Source organism: Streptomyces sp. NPDC005648 (genome assembly GCF_040605395.1).
In the GTDB taxonomy this organism is placed as follows: domain Bacteria; phylum Actinomycetota; class Actinomycetes; order Streptomycetales; family Streptomycetaceae; genus Streptomyces.
Genome location: NZ_JBEXCS010000106.1, coordinates 18,476 through 32,575, shown reverse-complemented (window position 1 = coordinate 32,575; position 14,100 = coordinate 18,476). Strand labels below are relative to the sequence as shown.

Annotated in this window: 12 protein-coding genes and 2 pseudogenes; 11 read left to right on the top strand and 3 right to left on the bottom strand. The window is 70.1% G+C overall.

The features are described from left to right. Positions 1-195 precede the first annotated feature (195 nt). Both ABZT17_RS38660 and ABZT17_RS38655 read right to left on the bottom strand, forming a co-directional pair. Positions 196-858 carry a hypothetical protein gene (locus tag ABZT17_RS38660; RefSeq protein ID WP_356356325.1) on the bottom strand — a complete coding sequence of 221 codons (663 nt, stop codon included), beginning with the start codon at positions 856-858 and terminating at the stop codon, positions 196-198. Positions 859-1,048: 190 nt separating this feature from the next. Beyond that, positions 1,049-1,650 (bottom strand): annotated as a pseudogene (locus ABZT17_RS38655) (MFS transporter); the annotation flags it as partial. A gap of 53 nt (positions 1,651-1,703) precedes the next feature. Here ABZT17_RS38655 and ABZT17_RS38650 point away from each other — a divergent pair. The 3 genes from ABZT17_RS38650 to ABZT17_RS38640 all read left to right on the top strand — a co-directional run bounded on the left by ABZT17_RS38650 (position 1,704) and on the right by ABZT17_RS38640 (position 5,268). After that, the gene (locus ABZT17_RS38650; protein ID WP_356356323.1) at positions 1,704-1,913 is read left to right on the top strand and encodes a hypothetical protein; all 210 of its coding nucleotides are present in this window, start codon (positions 1,704-1,706) and stop codon (positions 1,911-1,913) included. 208 nt (positions 1,914-2,121) lie between these two features. Then, positions 2,122-4,200 (top strand): LamG domain-containing protein, encoded by a 2,079-nt coding sequence (locus tag ABZT17_RS38645; RefSeq protein ID WP_356356329.1) that lies wholly within the window; start codon positions 2,122-2,124, stop codon positions 4,198-4,200. A gap of 228 nt (positions 4,201-4,428) precedes the next feature. Continuing rightward, a complete protein-coding gene (locus ABZT17_RS38640; protein ID WP_356356322.1) occupies positions 4,429-5,268 on the top strand; it encodes a TauD/TfdA family dioxygenase in 840 nt (279 codons plus the stop codon). A 76-nt stretch (positions 5,269-5,344) separates the two neighbouring features. Here ABZT17_RS38640 and ABZT17_RS38635 read toward each other — a convergent pair whose 3' ends face one another. Continuing rightward, positions 5,345-5,947: a TetR/AcrR family transcriptional regulator gene (locus ABZT17_RS38635; RefSeq protein WP_356356320.1), complete on the bottom strand. Its 603-nt coding sequence runs from the start codon at positions 5,945-5,947 to the stop codon at positions 5,345-5,347. A gap of 529 nt (positions 5,948-6,476) precedes the next feature. Here ABZT17_RS38635 and ABZT17_RS38630 point away from each other — a divergent pair. The 8 genes and pseudogenes from ABZT17_RS38630 (at position 6,477) to ABZT17_RS38595 (ending at position 13,676) form a co-directional block, all read left to right on the top strand. After that, on the top strand, positions 6,477-7,517 hold the full coding sequence (locus ABZT17_RS38630; protein ID WP_356356318.1) for an aromatic ring-hydroxylating dioxygenase subunit alpha: 1,041 nt from the start codon (positions 6,477-6,479) through the stop codon (positions 7,515-7,517). Positions 7,518-7,526: 9 nt separating this feature from the next. Further along, positions 7,527-8,714 (top strand): PDR/VanB family oxidoreductase, encoded by a 1,188-nt coding sequence (locus ABZT17_RS38625; protein ID WP_356356316.1) that lies wholly within the window; start codon positions 7,527-7,529, stop codon positions 8,712-8,714. A gap of 130 nt (positions 8,715-8,844) precedes the next feature. Further along, positions 8,845-9,951: an ABC transporter substrate-binding protein gene (locus ABZT17_RS38620; RefSeq protein WP_356356314.1), complete on the top strand. Its 1,107-nt coding sequence runs from the start codon at positions 8,845-8,847 to the stop codon at positions 9,949-9,951. 90 nt (positions 9,952-10,041) lie between these two features. Next, positions 10,042-10,929, top strand: a complete 888-nt coding sequence (locus ABZT17_RS38615; protein WP_356356312.1) for an ABC transporter ATP-binding protein — start codon at positions 10,042-10,044, stop codon at positions 10,927-10,929. Next, entirely contained in the window at positions 10,926-11,705 is a 780-nt protein-coding gene (locus ABZT17_RS38610) for an ABC transporter permease subunit (protein WP_356356310.1), read from the top strand. The genes ABZT17_RS38615 and ABZT17_RS38610 overlap by 4 nt, the downstream gene beginning before the upstream one ends. Continuing rightward, positions 11,702-12,535, top strand: coding sequence for an ABC transporter permease subunit (locus ABZT17_RS38605; protein WP_356356308.1), 834 nt, complete (start codon positions 11,702-11,704; stop codon positions 12,533-12,535). Before ABZT17_RS38610 ends, ABZT17_RS38605 begins: the two co-directional genes overlap by 4 nt. Before the next feature lie 468 nt (positions 12,536-13,003). After that, complete coding sequence (locus ABZT17_RS38600) at positions 13,004-13,267, top strand: type II toxin-antitoxin system VapB family antitoxin (RefSeq protein ID WP_356356306.1); 264 nt, start codon at positions 13,004-13,006, stop codon at positions 13,265-13,267. After that, positions 13,264-13,676 (top strand): annotated as a pseudogene (locus tag ABZT17_RS38595) (PIN domain nuclease). Before ABZT17_RS38600 ends, ABZT17_RS38595 begins: the two are co-directional and overlap by 4 nt. The last annotated feature ends 424 nt before the right edge of the window (positions 13,677-14,100 follow it).

The window sequence follows — 14,100 nt, the reverse complement described above, 5'->3', positions numbered from 1 at the left end:
GCAAGCCCTGCTACCTGGTCACCGACGACAACTGCAGCCACCGATACCAATAAGATGGCCAGCCTGTACTACAAGAGCTCCCTCATCTGACCCCGACCACGACCCGCCCGCCGGGCGGCGGGCGGAGGTCCCAGCCCCAGGCCGCTGAACCGGGGCTGAGAAACCATGCCGGGCCGGCGCCACCGTGCGACGGGATCAGTCGGCCAGCCGGTTGATGGCGGTCGCGGCGATGCCTGCCATGTAGCCGGCGTCGTCGCTGGGCTGACCGGTCAGTTCGACGATGCCGACCCGGCGATCGCCGCGGATCACCGCGACCCCGCCGGCGACCTTGCCGTCGCCGTTGTAGGCCGCGTACCAACTGCCCTTGCCGGCCTTGCCGGTGATCGCATGCGCCTTGCCGTAGTACCAGTGACCGGCCGGCTCGTGCTGGCAGCCGCGCACCAACTTGTTGAGCCGCTCCTCGTACGAGGCCGCCGACGTGCCGGTGGAACCGGCGGTCGCGGACTCGGTCAGCGAGGTCCCCTTGGTGTCGAAGGACCAGGCCACGTCGGCGTAGGCGACGCCCTTCCCCTTGGTCAGCGTGCGCATCGTCTCCTCGCCGGAGCAGGCGGAGAGAGCTCGCTTCCCGGTCAGGTCCACGGTCGCGCCGACCGGGGACAGACCCTGCTGGAAGAAGTCCTCGCTCTGCATCAGGCTGCCGGAGCCGAGGGCGGGCTCGGCGGATGCGGCGACAGCGGAATGCGTGCCGATGACGATCGCGATCAGGGCGGCACCGGCGAAGGCGGCTGCTCCTGCCGTACGACCACGACGCGAGAACCTCTTGCCGGCTGCCTGGTGGTCGAACATCTGGTTGGACATCTCATCTCCTGTCTGGTGGCGACGCGGTGGGCGTCGTACACCAGGGAGATGCGGCGGGTCCGCGAGATGTTGGATGGAAATCCGCGACGATTACTGTGATCCAGGTCACTGCTCAAGCGCACTCGCGGTGACGTCCGCGGCGATGTCGATCGTGTGCGTGGGCCCGTAGATCCGGTGGTACCGCCCTGAGTTACCGCGCACTCGACCGCGCACCACGCAGGAACACGGCGCTGGTGAGGGCGCCGAGGAGGACGAGGGCGGCGTTGACCGCGATGGCCGTCTTCAGTCCGCCGAGGACGGCCGAGGCTCCTGTGCCGGTCATCGCGGTGGTGGCGAGGGCGCTCATGGTCGGCGTGCCCATGGTGATACCGATCTGCTGGGTCATGGTCGCGAGTCCGGTGGCCAGGCCCTGCTCGTGGTCGGCGAGACCGGAGGTGGCGGTGACCATGAAGCCGACGATGACGAGCATGTTGCCGACACCGCCGGCGAAGGTGGCGACGAGCAGCAGCCACAGCGAGGAGTGAGTGGCGCCGAGGCCGAGCAGGGCGGCCGTGAACACGGTCTGCAGGATGCCGCCGGTGATCAGCGTCGCTTGGTGCCGATCTTCCCGATGACCTTCGGGGCGACCGAGCCGCCGACGACCGTTCCGATGCCCAGCACACCGAAGGACAGACCGGCGGCCAGCGGGGAGAAGCCGAGCACCTCCTGAAGGTAGAGGGTCAGCAGGACGACCAGGGAGGTCTCGGTGAGGAAGGCGACCAGACCGGCGACGTTGCCCCAGGCCACCGAACGGCCAACTCACCGTTCAGTGCGACGAGTTCGCCTCCCGCTGGGCCCGTCATCCGGTGCGCACCTGCACCTCGGGGGTGAAGCGGTTGCGTCACCCGTCGGCCGGCACGATGGACCTGAGCTTCGAGGACCTCGTCATCCCCGGCTCCTCCGGCCGGCGCCTGATCGCCTACACGGCCGAACCGGGCTCACCTTCCGAGGCGGCTCTGCGCCTGCTGGGCTGCGTCACCGCGCCGGAGACCGAGGACACCTCGGCAGCGGTGTGACCACTGCGCCGATCACAACCGCGCTCGCCCGGGCCGACTGGTCGAGCAGCACACCTCCCGGTGCTGTCGGTCGTCTCTGTTAGGTTCGGGCACTCGTGTGATCCACGAGATCCAAGTCCGAACAGGGGAGGCGCACTTGACCAGGTCCAGGGGGACGGGCAGACGCAGACGGACAGTGGTGGGGAGCTGTGTGGCGGCGCTGCTGGCCATGGCTGCCGGGACGGCGCAAGCGGTGGGCAATCTGCCGCCGGAGCAGCCGCTCGTCCAGGACCTCCGATCAGGAGGCAAGGCCTGCGCGACCGGCGAGGACATGCCGTACGTCTCGACACCGCCCAGGCTCAGCGCGGTGCTGTACGACCCGGAGGAGGACAACCAGCCCTCCGAGTCCAGCCCGGTCAGCGGCGAGTTCGAGGCCTGGTGGACGGACGCGGCAGGGTTGGAACAGCGGCGCACCTACACCACCATCACCCTGACGTCGGGGCAGAGCCAGTACTGGACGATGCCGAACGACGTCCCGGCGAACACCGTCATCTCCTGGCACGTCCGCGCGAACGACGGGCAGTCGACCTCGGCGTGGAGCGACGAGGGCGACGGCTCGGTCTGCTCGTTCGTGTACGACGACGTAAGCCCGGAGAAGCCGACGATCACCTCTCCCGAGTACCCCACCCCCGAGGACGTGTTCTGGGTGGACGGAGTGGGCGTCTACGGCCACTTCACCGTGGACTCGTCCTCGGACGACGTGGTGTCGTACACGTACCGCTTCGTGGGCGGCCCCAGCGGAACCGTCTCCGCTCAGCAGCCGGGCGCGGCCGTCACCATCCCGTACCTGCCGCTCACTTCGGGACCCAAGTCCCTGACGGTCCACGCGATCGACCGGTCGGGCCGCAGCAGCACCGAGGCGCGTTACGAGTTCAACGTGAAGGCCGGCCGTGCTCCCGTCGCCCGGTGGAAGCTGGACGACCCGGCGGGCTCCCGCTCGGCCGCCGCCGAGTCCGGTACCACCGCCCGTGCCGGGACCGGCGTGACCTTCGGCGGCCCGGCGCCCACGGGCACCACGACCACCAGCACGGTTGGCCTCGACGGCAGCGGCCACGGCTTTCTCACCCCGGACGCCCCCGCGACCGACATCCGCAGGACCTTCGCGGTGAGCGCGTGGGTGCGGCCCGCCGAAACCGGCCGGAAGATGACCGTCGCCAGCCAGGACGCCGACGGGGCGCCCGGTTTCAGCCTCGGGCTGGACCCTCAGGACGCGGGGCCGGCCTGGTCGTTCGCGATCGGCGGCGCACGGGTGTCCGGCGGTGCCCCCGAAGTCGGCGAGTGGGCGCACCTGCTGGGGCTCTACGACGCGGAGACCGGGAAGGCGCGGCTGTACGTCAACGGCCATGAGGTGGGAACCGCGGCCGACGCGACTCCCGCTGAGGCGGCCGGCGCCTTCCAGATCGGTCGGGCCCGCGGGGCCGCCGGCTACCGGGAACGGTGGCACGGCGACATCGGTGACGTACAGGTGCACGACCGGGTCGTGGTGCCGGACGAGGTGGCCGAACTGGCGTACCGCAAACCGAAGTTGCTCGGCCACTGGTCGCTGGAGAACGCGACCGACGGCGTGAGCCCCGAGCAGTCGGACGGCGCGCCCCTGCGGCTCGGCACGGGCGCTTCGATCTACCGGGGCTCCGACGATTCCTGCATCCCGGAGATCGACCCCGACTGCACCTACGTACCGCCGGCACTCGTCGGCGAGGGGCATCTGCGGCTGGACGGCGAGAACGGGTACGCCGCCACCGACGGGCCCGTGGTGGACACCGGGGACAGTTTCACCCTCGGCGTCGTCGTGCGTCTCGCGGACTCCGAGCCCGCCCACCCGATGACCGTGCTCTCGCAGGCCGGTGCGCACACCGACGCCTTCAAGGTGGTCTACGAGCCGTCCGCACACGCCTGGGAGCTGGTGATGCCGGAGAAGGACGAGGCCGGCGCCCCCGAGAAGGTGGTGTCCCAGACCGAGGTCGCGGACGGGGGCGAGGGCCAGGGCCATCGCCTCGCCGTGGTCTACGACGACGCCACCGACACGATCAAGCTCTACGCCGACGGCTACACCAACGCCCAGGCGACCACGACCCTCCCCGACGGCTGGCACAGCACCGGTGCGCTCCAGATCGGCCGGGCCAGGGTCGGGGACGGCTGGGGAGAGTACCTACACGGCGACGTCGACGAGGTACAGGCCTACTCGGGTGCGCTGAGGGACAACGACATCCTCGGCCTGGGGGCGGGTACGGATCCTTGTCTGTGCTGATCCCCGATTCCTGATCCCGACCGATCCGACGGTCCACCGGAACCCGGGTTCCGGTGGACCGTCCCGCGTTGCCCGGGCTGGGCACAAGCCCAGGGCTGGGTGGACCCCAGGGGCCGCGTGGGCAACTCAAAGCACGCGGGTGCGTCACTTCGGGGAAACACGGCGCTTCTACTCTGATTGAACCGGTTGGTTCAACCGGGCTTGGTTCCGCGGGCTTCAGGAGGCGCTGTGTCGGACGTCAGCTCCGCAAGTTTCATCCCGCGCAAAGTAACCGGCCCACAGGAGGCGGCAGAGGTTCTCGCCGCCGAGGGCGCGGCCATTGTGACCGGGCTGGCGGACGAGGAGAAGGCGGTCGCGATGGGCCGCGCGATCATGGGGGACCGGGCTGTGCGGTGCGGCACCCAGTTCGAGGCGACGAAGGAGAGCGCCCGGGTCGAGGCGATGAGGATGAGGGCGCAGCCCGCCGACGGGCGCGGCCGCAAACGCGACGCCAACGGCCCGTCCGAGGAGCGGATGGTCGCCCACAACGACGGCTTCGCTTTCGGCGACTACGCCCCCGACCATCTGTTCCTGTGGTGCGAGCGGCCCGCGGCCAGCGGCGGCGACTCCTTCCTGATCGACACCTCCCGGCTGCTGGACCTGCTGGCCGCCGATCCCGGCAGCGCCGCGCTCGCCGACTTCTGCCGCACTGTCGACATCGACCACTCCGAGCCCAACTACCCGCAGCGCGGCTATTCGCCGATCGTCCGGCGGACCCCGTCGGGCCGCTTCCAGGGCCGACACCATCCCTATCTCGCGCCGGTCGAGGGCCCGTTGGAGCCGGAGCACTGGACGTATGTGCGCGCCTGGCAGGACGCGGTCGTCGCGGCCCGTGACAGCGGGCCGATGTTCCGGGTGGGCCCGGGTGAGATGATCTGCATCGACAACTACCGGGTGCTGCACGGCAGGGACGGGTACAGCGACCCGCTGCGCAAGGTCTGTTCGATCTGGGGCTGGAGCCAGGACGCGGTCGCGATTCCGGACGGTCCGCTGGACATCGTCGTCCCCCGGATCCCGCTGGCATCTTGAAAACTCCGTCATTCCAGGGAGATGTGACGGGGTATCAGGATCTGGACACGAGGATCTGGACATCAGGGTCTGGACATCAGGATCCAGGAGCGGTGGCGGCCGTCGCCGCCCGCCGGGCGATCGACTCGGCGGCGGACGCGATCACCCGATCGGTCCCGGCCCGGTCTCCCGAGGTGATCAGGTCCAGTTGCAGGCCGCGCCACAACGCGACCAGTTCCCGGGCCAGATCGTCCGCGGCGGCCTTCGGCACGCCGCCGCCCAGCGAGGCCGCGAGTTGTTCGCGCCACTCGCTGCCCACCGACCCGAGGAAGCCGTCGAACCGACCGCGTTGATGCGCGGCCAGGCCCAGTACCTCGAAGAACGTCCGGTGGAACGGCAGGTTCTCGGCCGCCGCCACCGCGTCCCAGGCCGCGGTGATCCGCTCGCGCAGCGGGCGCAGCTGGTCGTCCATGATGACGAACGCCTCGCTGAGAATCGGGAAGCGCACGCTCGCCTCGGTCAGCGCGGCCGTGATCAGCTCCTCCTTGGAGCCGAAGTAGTACAGCAGCATGCGATTGTTGGTGCCGATCGCGCTGCCGAGCTTGCGCAGGGTCAAGTCCGCGACGCCGTGCTCCAGGACGTAGTCCGCGGTCAACCTCAGCAGGCGATCACGTTCGGACAGGGCCGGGGTATCGGGCATGGCCAGCACATTACCCGCAGCTCAATGGACGTGACCGAGCGGCTCGAGGCCGACGGGACACTCATGGACACGGCGGCCTTCCGCTGCGCTCACTTCGGCGCCCCGGGCCGAAACCGGGCACGGAATCCGTAAGTAACAAATACGGAATGACAGGGCAATCTCTGTGCGCCAGTCTCGGCTTGGTCGTCCGGCGGCAGGCAGTCGGCACTGAGCACGGAGGGATGCGCGATGAGCTCTGTCAGCGCGTGCAGCACGGACCTCCGGTGCCGTGCCCACCAGTCGGCCTGGACGCGCGGACGCGTGGCGCACGGTTCACATCCGGAGTCCGAGGGCTGTCACAACTGACCTCGTACCGATGACCGTGCCCCGTGCCCTGCCCGGTCTGCGGTTCCACGGTGCCTCCACCCCGGGATCGGCTTGTCACCGCGCACTTTCGCCTCGCACGTGTCCCACGCCGCCGTACCGGCGTGCGCGCTTCACAGGTGTCTGTCCGGCCGTTCCCAGCCGCGCCACGCAGAAGGATTTTCGCATGACCACTGCTCCACCCCGGCCTGACCTGCCCCGCGACTGCACGTTCGATGCCGACGACTGGGCGATCCTCACCCAGCACTGGTACCCGGTCGCCCTGTCGAGCGAGATCGGCGACGCGCCGTCCGCCGTGCGCCTGCTCGACGAGACCCTGGTGGCCTATCGGGTGGGCGGCAGCGTGGTCGTGGCCCACGACATCTGCCCGCACCGCGGGGTGCCGCTGAGCCTCGGCCGCGGCGACGGGAACGGCATCACCTGCGCGTATCACGGACTGCGCTTCGGTGACGGCGGGCGGTGCGTGCAGGTGCCGGCCCATCCGGAGTCGAAGATCCCGTCCCGGCTGAACCTGCGGACCTACCCCGTCGTCGAGCGGTACGGGCTGGTGTGGACCTGCCTGCGCCCCGAGCCCGGCGCGGCCCCGGTGATCCCGGCCATGGCCCACTGGGACGAGGCGGGCTTCCAGCAGATCAACTGCCCCTGGATCGACATCGCCGCGTTCGCCGGCCGCCAGGTCGAGGGCTTCCTCGACGTCGCGCACTTCGGCTTCGTGCACCTCGACTCCTTCGGCGACCCCGACAACACCGAGGTCCCCGACTACACCCCGGTACGCCACCGGTACGGCCACTCCGTCGACTACTGGAGCACCGTCAGCAACTACCCGCACGGCACCAGGGAGGCCCCGCCCGGCTTCCGGTGGCTGCGCCGCTTCGACGTGCACCTGCCCTTCACGGCCACGCTCGTCGTGCATTTCCCGGACGGCGGGCTGCTCAACATCATGAACGCCGCCTCCCCCGTCTCCGCCCGCCAGACCCGCATGTTCGCCCCCATCGCCCGCAACTTCGACACCGACCAGCCCGTCCAGGCGGTATACGACTTCAACCGCACGGTCTTCGAGGAGGACCGCGCCGTCGTCGAGGTCCAGAAACCCGAGAACCTCCCGCTCGACCCGAGACTCGAAGTGAACATCCCCGCCGACCGCAGCTCCATCGCCTACCGCCGCGGCCTGCGCGACCTGGGCCTGAGCCACTTCTTCACCGCGTAGGGGCCCACCGTGCAGTCACCCGACGTCATCGTCCACACGATCTCCCTCGCCTCCGCCACCAGCCGCAGTGACGAACTCCGGACGGCGGACGGCGGGGCCCTGCCGTCCTTCGAGGCCGGCGCCCACATCGACGTCCGTCTCGGGCCCTCCCTCGTCCGTCCGTACTCCGTGTGCAACTCCCCCCGGGAAAAAGGCCGTCACCTGATCTGCGTACGGCGTGACGACGCCGGCCGGGGCGGCTCCCGCACCCTGCACCGCAACCTCACCTTGGGCCGACGGCTACGGATCTCGCCCCCGCGCAACCACTTCCCGCTCGTGGCGGCCGAGCATCACGTGCTCGTCGGGGGCGGTATCGGCATCAAACCCCTGCTGTCGACGGCCGAAGCCCTGGCCGCGCGGGGAGCGTCGTGCGTCCTGCACCACTACACCTCCCGCGCGGCGGAGGCCTCCCTGCTGGAGCGGCTGAAGACCTCCGCTCTCGGCGAGCGGGCAGTGGTCCACCACAGCGACCAGGGGGACACCGTCCGCGCGGAGCTGCCCCCCGAACCACGCGTCCCGGAACCGGACACGGCCGTCCATGTCTGCGGGCCCGACGGCTTCATGACCCACGTCGTGGCTGAGGCGACCGCCGCGGGCCGGCACCCCGGGCAGCTTCACACCGAACGCCTCGCCCCGGCGGCTCCACCATCCGCCGAAGCCGAAGCCGAAGCCCGAGACGAAGCCCGAGCCCGAGACGAGGCTGGAGCCGAAGCCCGAACCGGAGTCCGAGCCGAAGCCGGAGCCGCAGCCCGAGCCAGAGCCGGAGCCGCAGCCAGAGCCGCAGCCCGAGCCAGAGCCGGAGCCGGAGCCGCAGCCAGAGCCGCAGCCCGAGCCGAAGCCGGAGCCGCAGCCCGAGCCCGAGCCCGAGCCCGAGCGAAAGCCGAAGTCGCCACCGCCCTCACCGTACGGATCGCCGGCACCGGCACCAGCTACCCCGTCCCCGCCGACCGCGCCATCGACGAGGTCCTCACCGCCCACGGAGTCGAGGTCGACCTCTCCTGCGAGCAGGGCATCCGCGGCGCCTGCCCGACCCCCGTCCTGGCCGGCGCACCCGACCACCGCGACGAGGTCCGGACTCCGGCCGAGCGCGCGGCGGGCGACCGGATCACCATCTGCTGCTCCCGCGCCCGCACCCCCGAACTCCTCCTCGGCCTCTGACCCGGGATCCCTGATCCCGGGCAGTCGCTCGACCGGAGACCGGCCCGGCATTGCCCGGGCCTCGCCCCACCCCCGTTCCACAGATCCACCAGGAGCCGGTGCCGACCCGGCCTGTGAAAGGAAGCGCGCCATGACCGCAAGTACGAACAGTGACGACAGAGCGTTCGCCGCCACCGACCGCCGTCTCTTCCTCAGGCGGGGACTGCAACTGGGCGGTGCCGTACTGCTCGGCGGCCCGCTGCTCGCCGCGTGCGGCGGTTCGGACTCGTCGTCCTCTTCCTCCTCCCCCTCGTCCTCCGGTTCCAAGAGTTTCGGTGAGCTGACACTCCGGCTGTCCTGGATCAAGAACGTCGAGTTCGCGGGCAGCTACATAGCGGACAGCAAGGGCTACTACACGGACGAGGGCTTCTCGAAGGCCACGCTGATCGGCGGCGGCCCGTCCGCGACGCCGATGGAGACGGACGTCGTCACCAAGAAGGCGCTCGTGGCGATCAGCGCCCCCGACATCACGGGCGCGGCCGTCGCCAAGGGAGCGCCACTGAAGATCATCGGTGCGCAGTACCAGAAGAACCCGTTCTGCATCATGTCGATGGCCAAGGCCCCGATCGCCAAGCCGCAGGACATGTACGGCAAGAAGATCGGCGTCCAGGCGGGCAACGAGTCCGTGTGGGCGGCGTACATCAAGGCGACCGGGCTCGACGAGTCGAAGATCACGAAGGTACCCGTGCAGTTCGACCCGCTGCCCCTGACCCAGGGCACCGTCGACGGCTGGTTCTCCTTCGTGACGAACGAGCCGAACGCGCTGCGTCTGAAGGGCTTCAAGGTCGCCACGATGCTGCTCGCCGACACCGGCTATCCGCTGGTCTCGGAGACGTACATCGTCCGCCAGGACACCATCGACAAGCAGCGTGACCTGCTCAAGGCGTTCCTGCGCGCGGAGATCAAGGGCTGGAAGGCGAACATCGCCGACCCGGCGCTCGGCGCGAAGCTCGCGGCCGAGACGTACGGCAAGGGGCTCGGGCTGACGACCAAGGAGCAGACCCTCGAGTCCAAGGACGAGAGCGAGCTGATGGTGAGCGCCGACACCAAGAAGAACGGCCTGTTCACGGTCACGCAGGCGCTGATCGACGAGAACATCAAGACGCTGAAGTACGGCGGCCTCGACATCGCCGCCGACAAGCTCTTCGACCTCTCGATCCTCGAAGAGGTCTACAAGGAAGACCCCAGCCTCATCTGAGGCGCCGGCGGTACCGGTGCGGCCCCGTCGGCCCGCCGGTACCGGCTTCCCCCACCCGCACCCACCCGCACCGCACACAGAGGTCAACTGATGAGTACCGCAGCAGCCGTTCCCGAAGCATCCGACGACTCCGGAGGGCCGGCCGGCACCGGCACCGGGCTGTCCCTGCGCGGGCTGAGCAAGGAGTTCAAGCTCGGCCGACAGCGCGTGCCCGCACTGGCCGGCGTCGACCTGGACACGGCTGAGGGGCAGTTCCTCGCGCTGCTGGGGCCGTCGGGCTGCGGCAAGTCGACCGTGCTGCGGATCCTCGCCGGGCTCGACAGCCCGACCTCCGGTACGGCCCTCGTACACGGCGAGGACCCGGAGGCGGCCCGCAAACGGCACCACCTGGGCATAGCCTTCCAGGACGCCGCGCTGCTGCCGTGGCGCTCGGTCGCCGCCAACATCCGGCTCCCGCTGGAGATCAGCGGCATCAAGGCCGACCCTGCGGCGATCTCCGACCTCATCAAGCTGGTCGGCCTCGAAGGCTTCGAGAAGGCACGCCCCGCCCAGCTCTCCGGCGGCATGCGGCAACGCGTCGCCATCGCCCGCTCGCTGGTCGTCGACCCCAAGGTGCTGCTGCTGGACGAACCGTTCGGCGCGCTGGACGACATGACCCGCCAGCGGCTCAACCTCGAACTCCAGCGCATCTGGCAGGCCCGCGCGGTGACCACCCTGCTCGTCACGCACTCCATCAACGAGGCCGTGCTGCTCAGCGACACCGTCGCGGTCATGTCGCCCCGTCCGGGCCGGATCGTGGAGAAGGTCACCATCGACCTGCCCCGTCCCCGCACACCGGAGATGATGCGCTCGCCCGAGTTCCACGCGTACGCCGACCAGTTGTCGGAACTCCTGTTCGGCCGCGCCGACACGCCCGTCGACAGCCCCGCCGACGCTCCCGGTCCCGCGGTGGAGTCGTCAGCGGTGGAGGCGTCATGAGTGCGCGGCGTTCCGCCTGGGCCGGCGGAGCCGTCGGCATCGCGGCTCTGATCGGGGCGTGGTCGCTGCTGTCCACCACGGTCGTCGGTACCGGGGACGGCGTGCCCACCCCCTGGGCGGTCGTGGCGAGCGTGTTCGACGACGGCTGGACCTTCTACAGTCCCCATGTCGAGCAGACCGTCGGCGAGGCCCTGACCGGCTATCTGGTCGGCAACGGGCTGGCGCTGGGCCTGGCGGTACTGGTCCTGCTGGTGCCCGTGCTGGAGCGGGTGATCACGCAGATCGCGGTGGCCTCGTACTGCCTGCCCATCGTGGCGATCGGCCCGATCCTGTCCCTCGTCCTCGACGGGGACAAGCCGATGTCGGCGATGGCCGGGCTGTCGGTCTTCTTCACCACCCTCATCGGCGCACTGCTCGGGCTGCGCTCGGCCGACCCGGCCGCGCTCGACCTGGTACGCGCCTACGGCGGCGGCCGCTGGCAGCAGATGCTGCGGGTCCGCCTGATCGCCGCGCTGCCCAGCACGCTTGCCGCACTCAAGATCGCCGGTCCGGCGGCGCTGTTGGGCGCGATCATCGGCGAGTACCTCGGCCGGGTCGACAGCGGCCTCGGCATCGCCATGACCATCGCGCAGCAGCAGCTCGACGTGCCCCGCACCTGGGGCATCGCCCTGGTCTCGGGCGCGGTGGCAGGCGTCGCGTACGGCGCGGTCGGGCTCGTCGCCCGCTACGCCCTGCCGTGGTCGCGCACGACGACAGTGGAAGGCGGACACGCATGAGCACCGCGACACAGACGCACCGGGCCCCGGCGCTGCGCCTCGCGGCGGGCGTGCTGCGCCCGCTGCTGAACGTGGTCGTGACGATGGCGGCCGTCATCGTCCTGTGGATCATCTTCCTGCAGGTCTACGACCTGGACCCGCTGGTGGCCAAGTCACCGGTCGACATCTTCCACTACCTGTTCACCAGCCCGGACGCGGGCGCCCACCGCTCCCTGGTCTCCTCCGGTCTGGGCCGCACGCTGCTGGACGCCGGGTCCGGCTTCGTCGCCGGGCTGGCGGCGGCGGTGGGCGTGGCGGTCGTCTTCGTCCTCCTCCGGAGCGTCGAGCAGGCACTGCTGCCGATGGCGGTCGTCGTACGCTCCGTGCCCCTGGTGGCGATGACCCCGCTCATCACGCTCGTCTTCGGCCGCGGCTTGATGGCCACCACCGTCATCAGCGGTCTGATCGTCTTCTTCCCCGCCCTGGTCACCATGGTCTTCGGCCTGCGCTCCGCCTCCCGCCAGGCCGCCGACCTGTGCCGCGCGTACGGCGCCGGAGACTGGACCATCGCCCGCAAGGTCATGCTGCCCAGCGCGGTCCCCGCATTCTTCGCCAGCGCCCGCATCGGCGTCCCCGGAGCCCTGATAGGCGCGATGCTCGCCGAATGGCTCTCCACCGGACAAGGCCTCGGCTACGCCATGCTCAAGGACTCCTCCACCTTCGACTACGACCATCTCTGGGCCTCGGTCGCGGTCCTCACCGCGGTGTCCGCACTGGCGTACAACATCATCGCGGCCATCGAAACCGTCGCCCTGGCCCGCTTCGCCCCCAACATCCGCCCGGGCACCTGACCCCGTCCCGTCCCCTGTACGGCCCCTGGGTCCTGGCATCGGGCCCCAGGGCAGCCGCCCGCACGGCGAGCGACAGCCTCCAGCAAATTCAGTCCGTTCAGGAAAAGTCGACGATCCAACAGGACGAAATCGATGTGTCCGCAGGTAGGCGGCCTGCATAGGTGGGGCGGGAACCTGCGTCCCGCACGCGTCCTGGATGGCCGAGCACACCCGGGCCCCGGGGCCTTCGATGGTGTTCGGGAGTGAGGCCCGAACTCGCCCGCAGCGGACGGGCACCCCCAACCGAGCCGGCAGATCCGATGGAGGATCGGGTAACACTCTTCGCCGGGCAGACGGCCTCCTCCGATGTGGTCGCCGGCGCCACGGAGCAGACGTCACTGTCTCCGGCGCCCCAAGAGCGTCAGGCCACGGTGACGCCTCCGTCGACGGGCCTTGATATACACAGTGGGTCAGGTAAGGGAGGGCACCATGAGCCGGACAGTCATCGATCTCGACGATGAGGCGCTGGAAGGGGCAGCCAAAGAACTCGGCACCACCACCAAGCGCGACACCATCAACACCGCGCTGCGGGAAGTCACGGCCCGCTACCGGCGCCTGCGCTTTCTCGAAGAAGCCCGCGAACTGGTGGCCGACGGCGCCCTCGATATGGACCTGCTGCTGAACAAGAAGGCAGACCGCCCCACGAGTGCGGGCGCGACGGACGATGATCGCGACACCGGAGCGCACGAGTGACCGTCGCCGACCACCTCATCGACACCTCCGCCCTCGCCCGCGTCCTGCTCCGCCGGAACACCGCCGATTGGGACGACAGGATCGCCGCCGGCCTCGTCGCGATCTGCGACCTCACCGAACTGCAAGTCCTCTACTCGGCCCGCTCCGCCACGGACCGCACCCGCTCGAAGACGGCATTCGACGCCCACTACGCCTGGTGCCCCATGCCGGACGGCGTCCACCGCCGCTCCCGCGTCATCCAAGAGAGCTGACCGCCAAGGGAGAACACCGAAGCGCCGGCCTCGTCGACCTCCTGTTGGCCGCCACCGCCGAGGAAGCCGGACTCACCCTCCTCCGCTACGACCGCGACTTCGAAACCATCGCCCGCACGACAAGGCAGCCGGTCCGCACGATCGACCTCAGGCAGTAGCGTCCGCGCGCTCGCACGGACGGGCGTCAAGCCTCTCGCCGACCGCCCACCCGAGGCGGTATCGCGGCGATGCCCCGTCCGGGGCACGGCACGCGCGGGTGAACTGCCATACCCACCCGCCGTATTTCGTCGATCACTTGTCCCGGCTCAACCGCCGGCCGCTGGTCGTCAGACCCACCCCGGCATAGGGCGGTGCCCGATACTCCGCGTCGCCTGGCGTGGCCGCCGTCGCCGACATGTCCGTCGACCTCGCACCGTCGAGGTGAATTGGCCGCGCCCGAGGTGAACTGGGCGAGTCCGGCGGCGAGTTGACGCCGGACTCGTCCGCACACCGGTGCACGGGCGCAGCGCAGGTTCGCGAAGCGACGGCACCGTATCCACGCCTGGGCGATACGGCAGGGCCGCAAGGGCTCTCCGAGGCGAG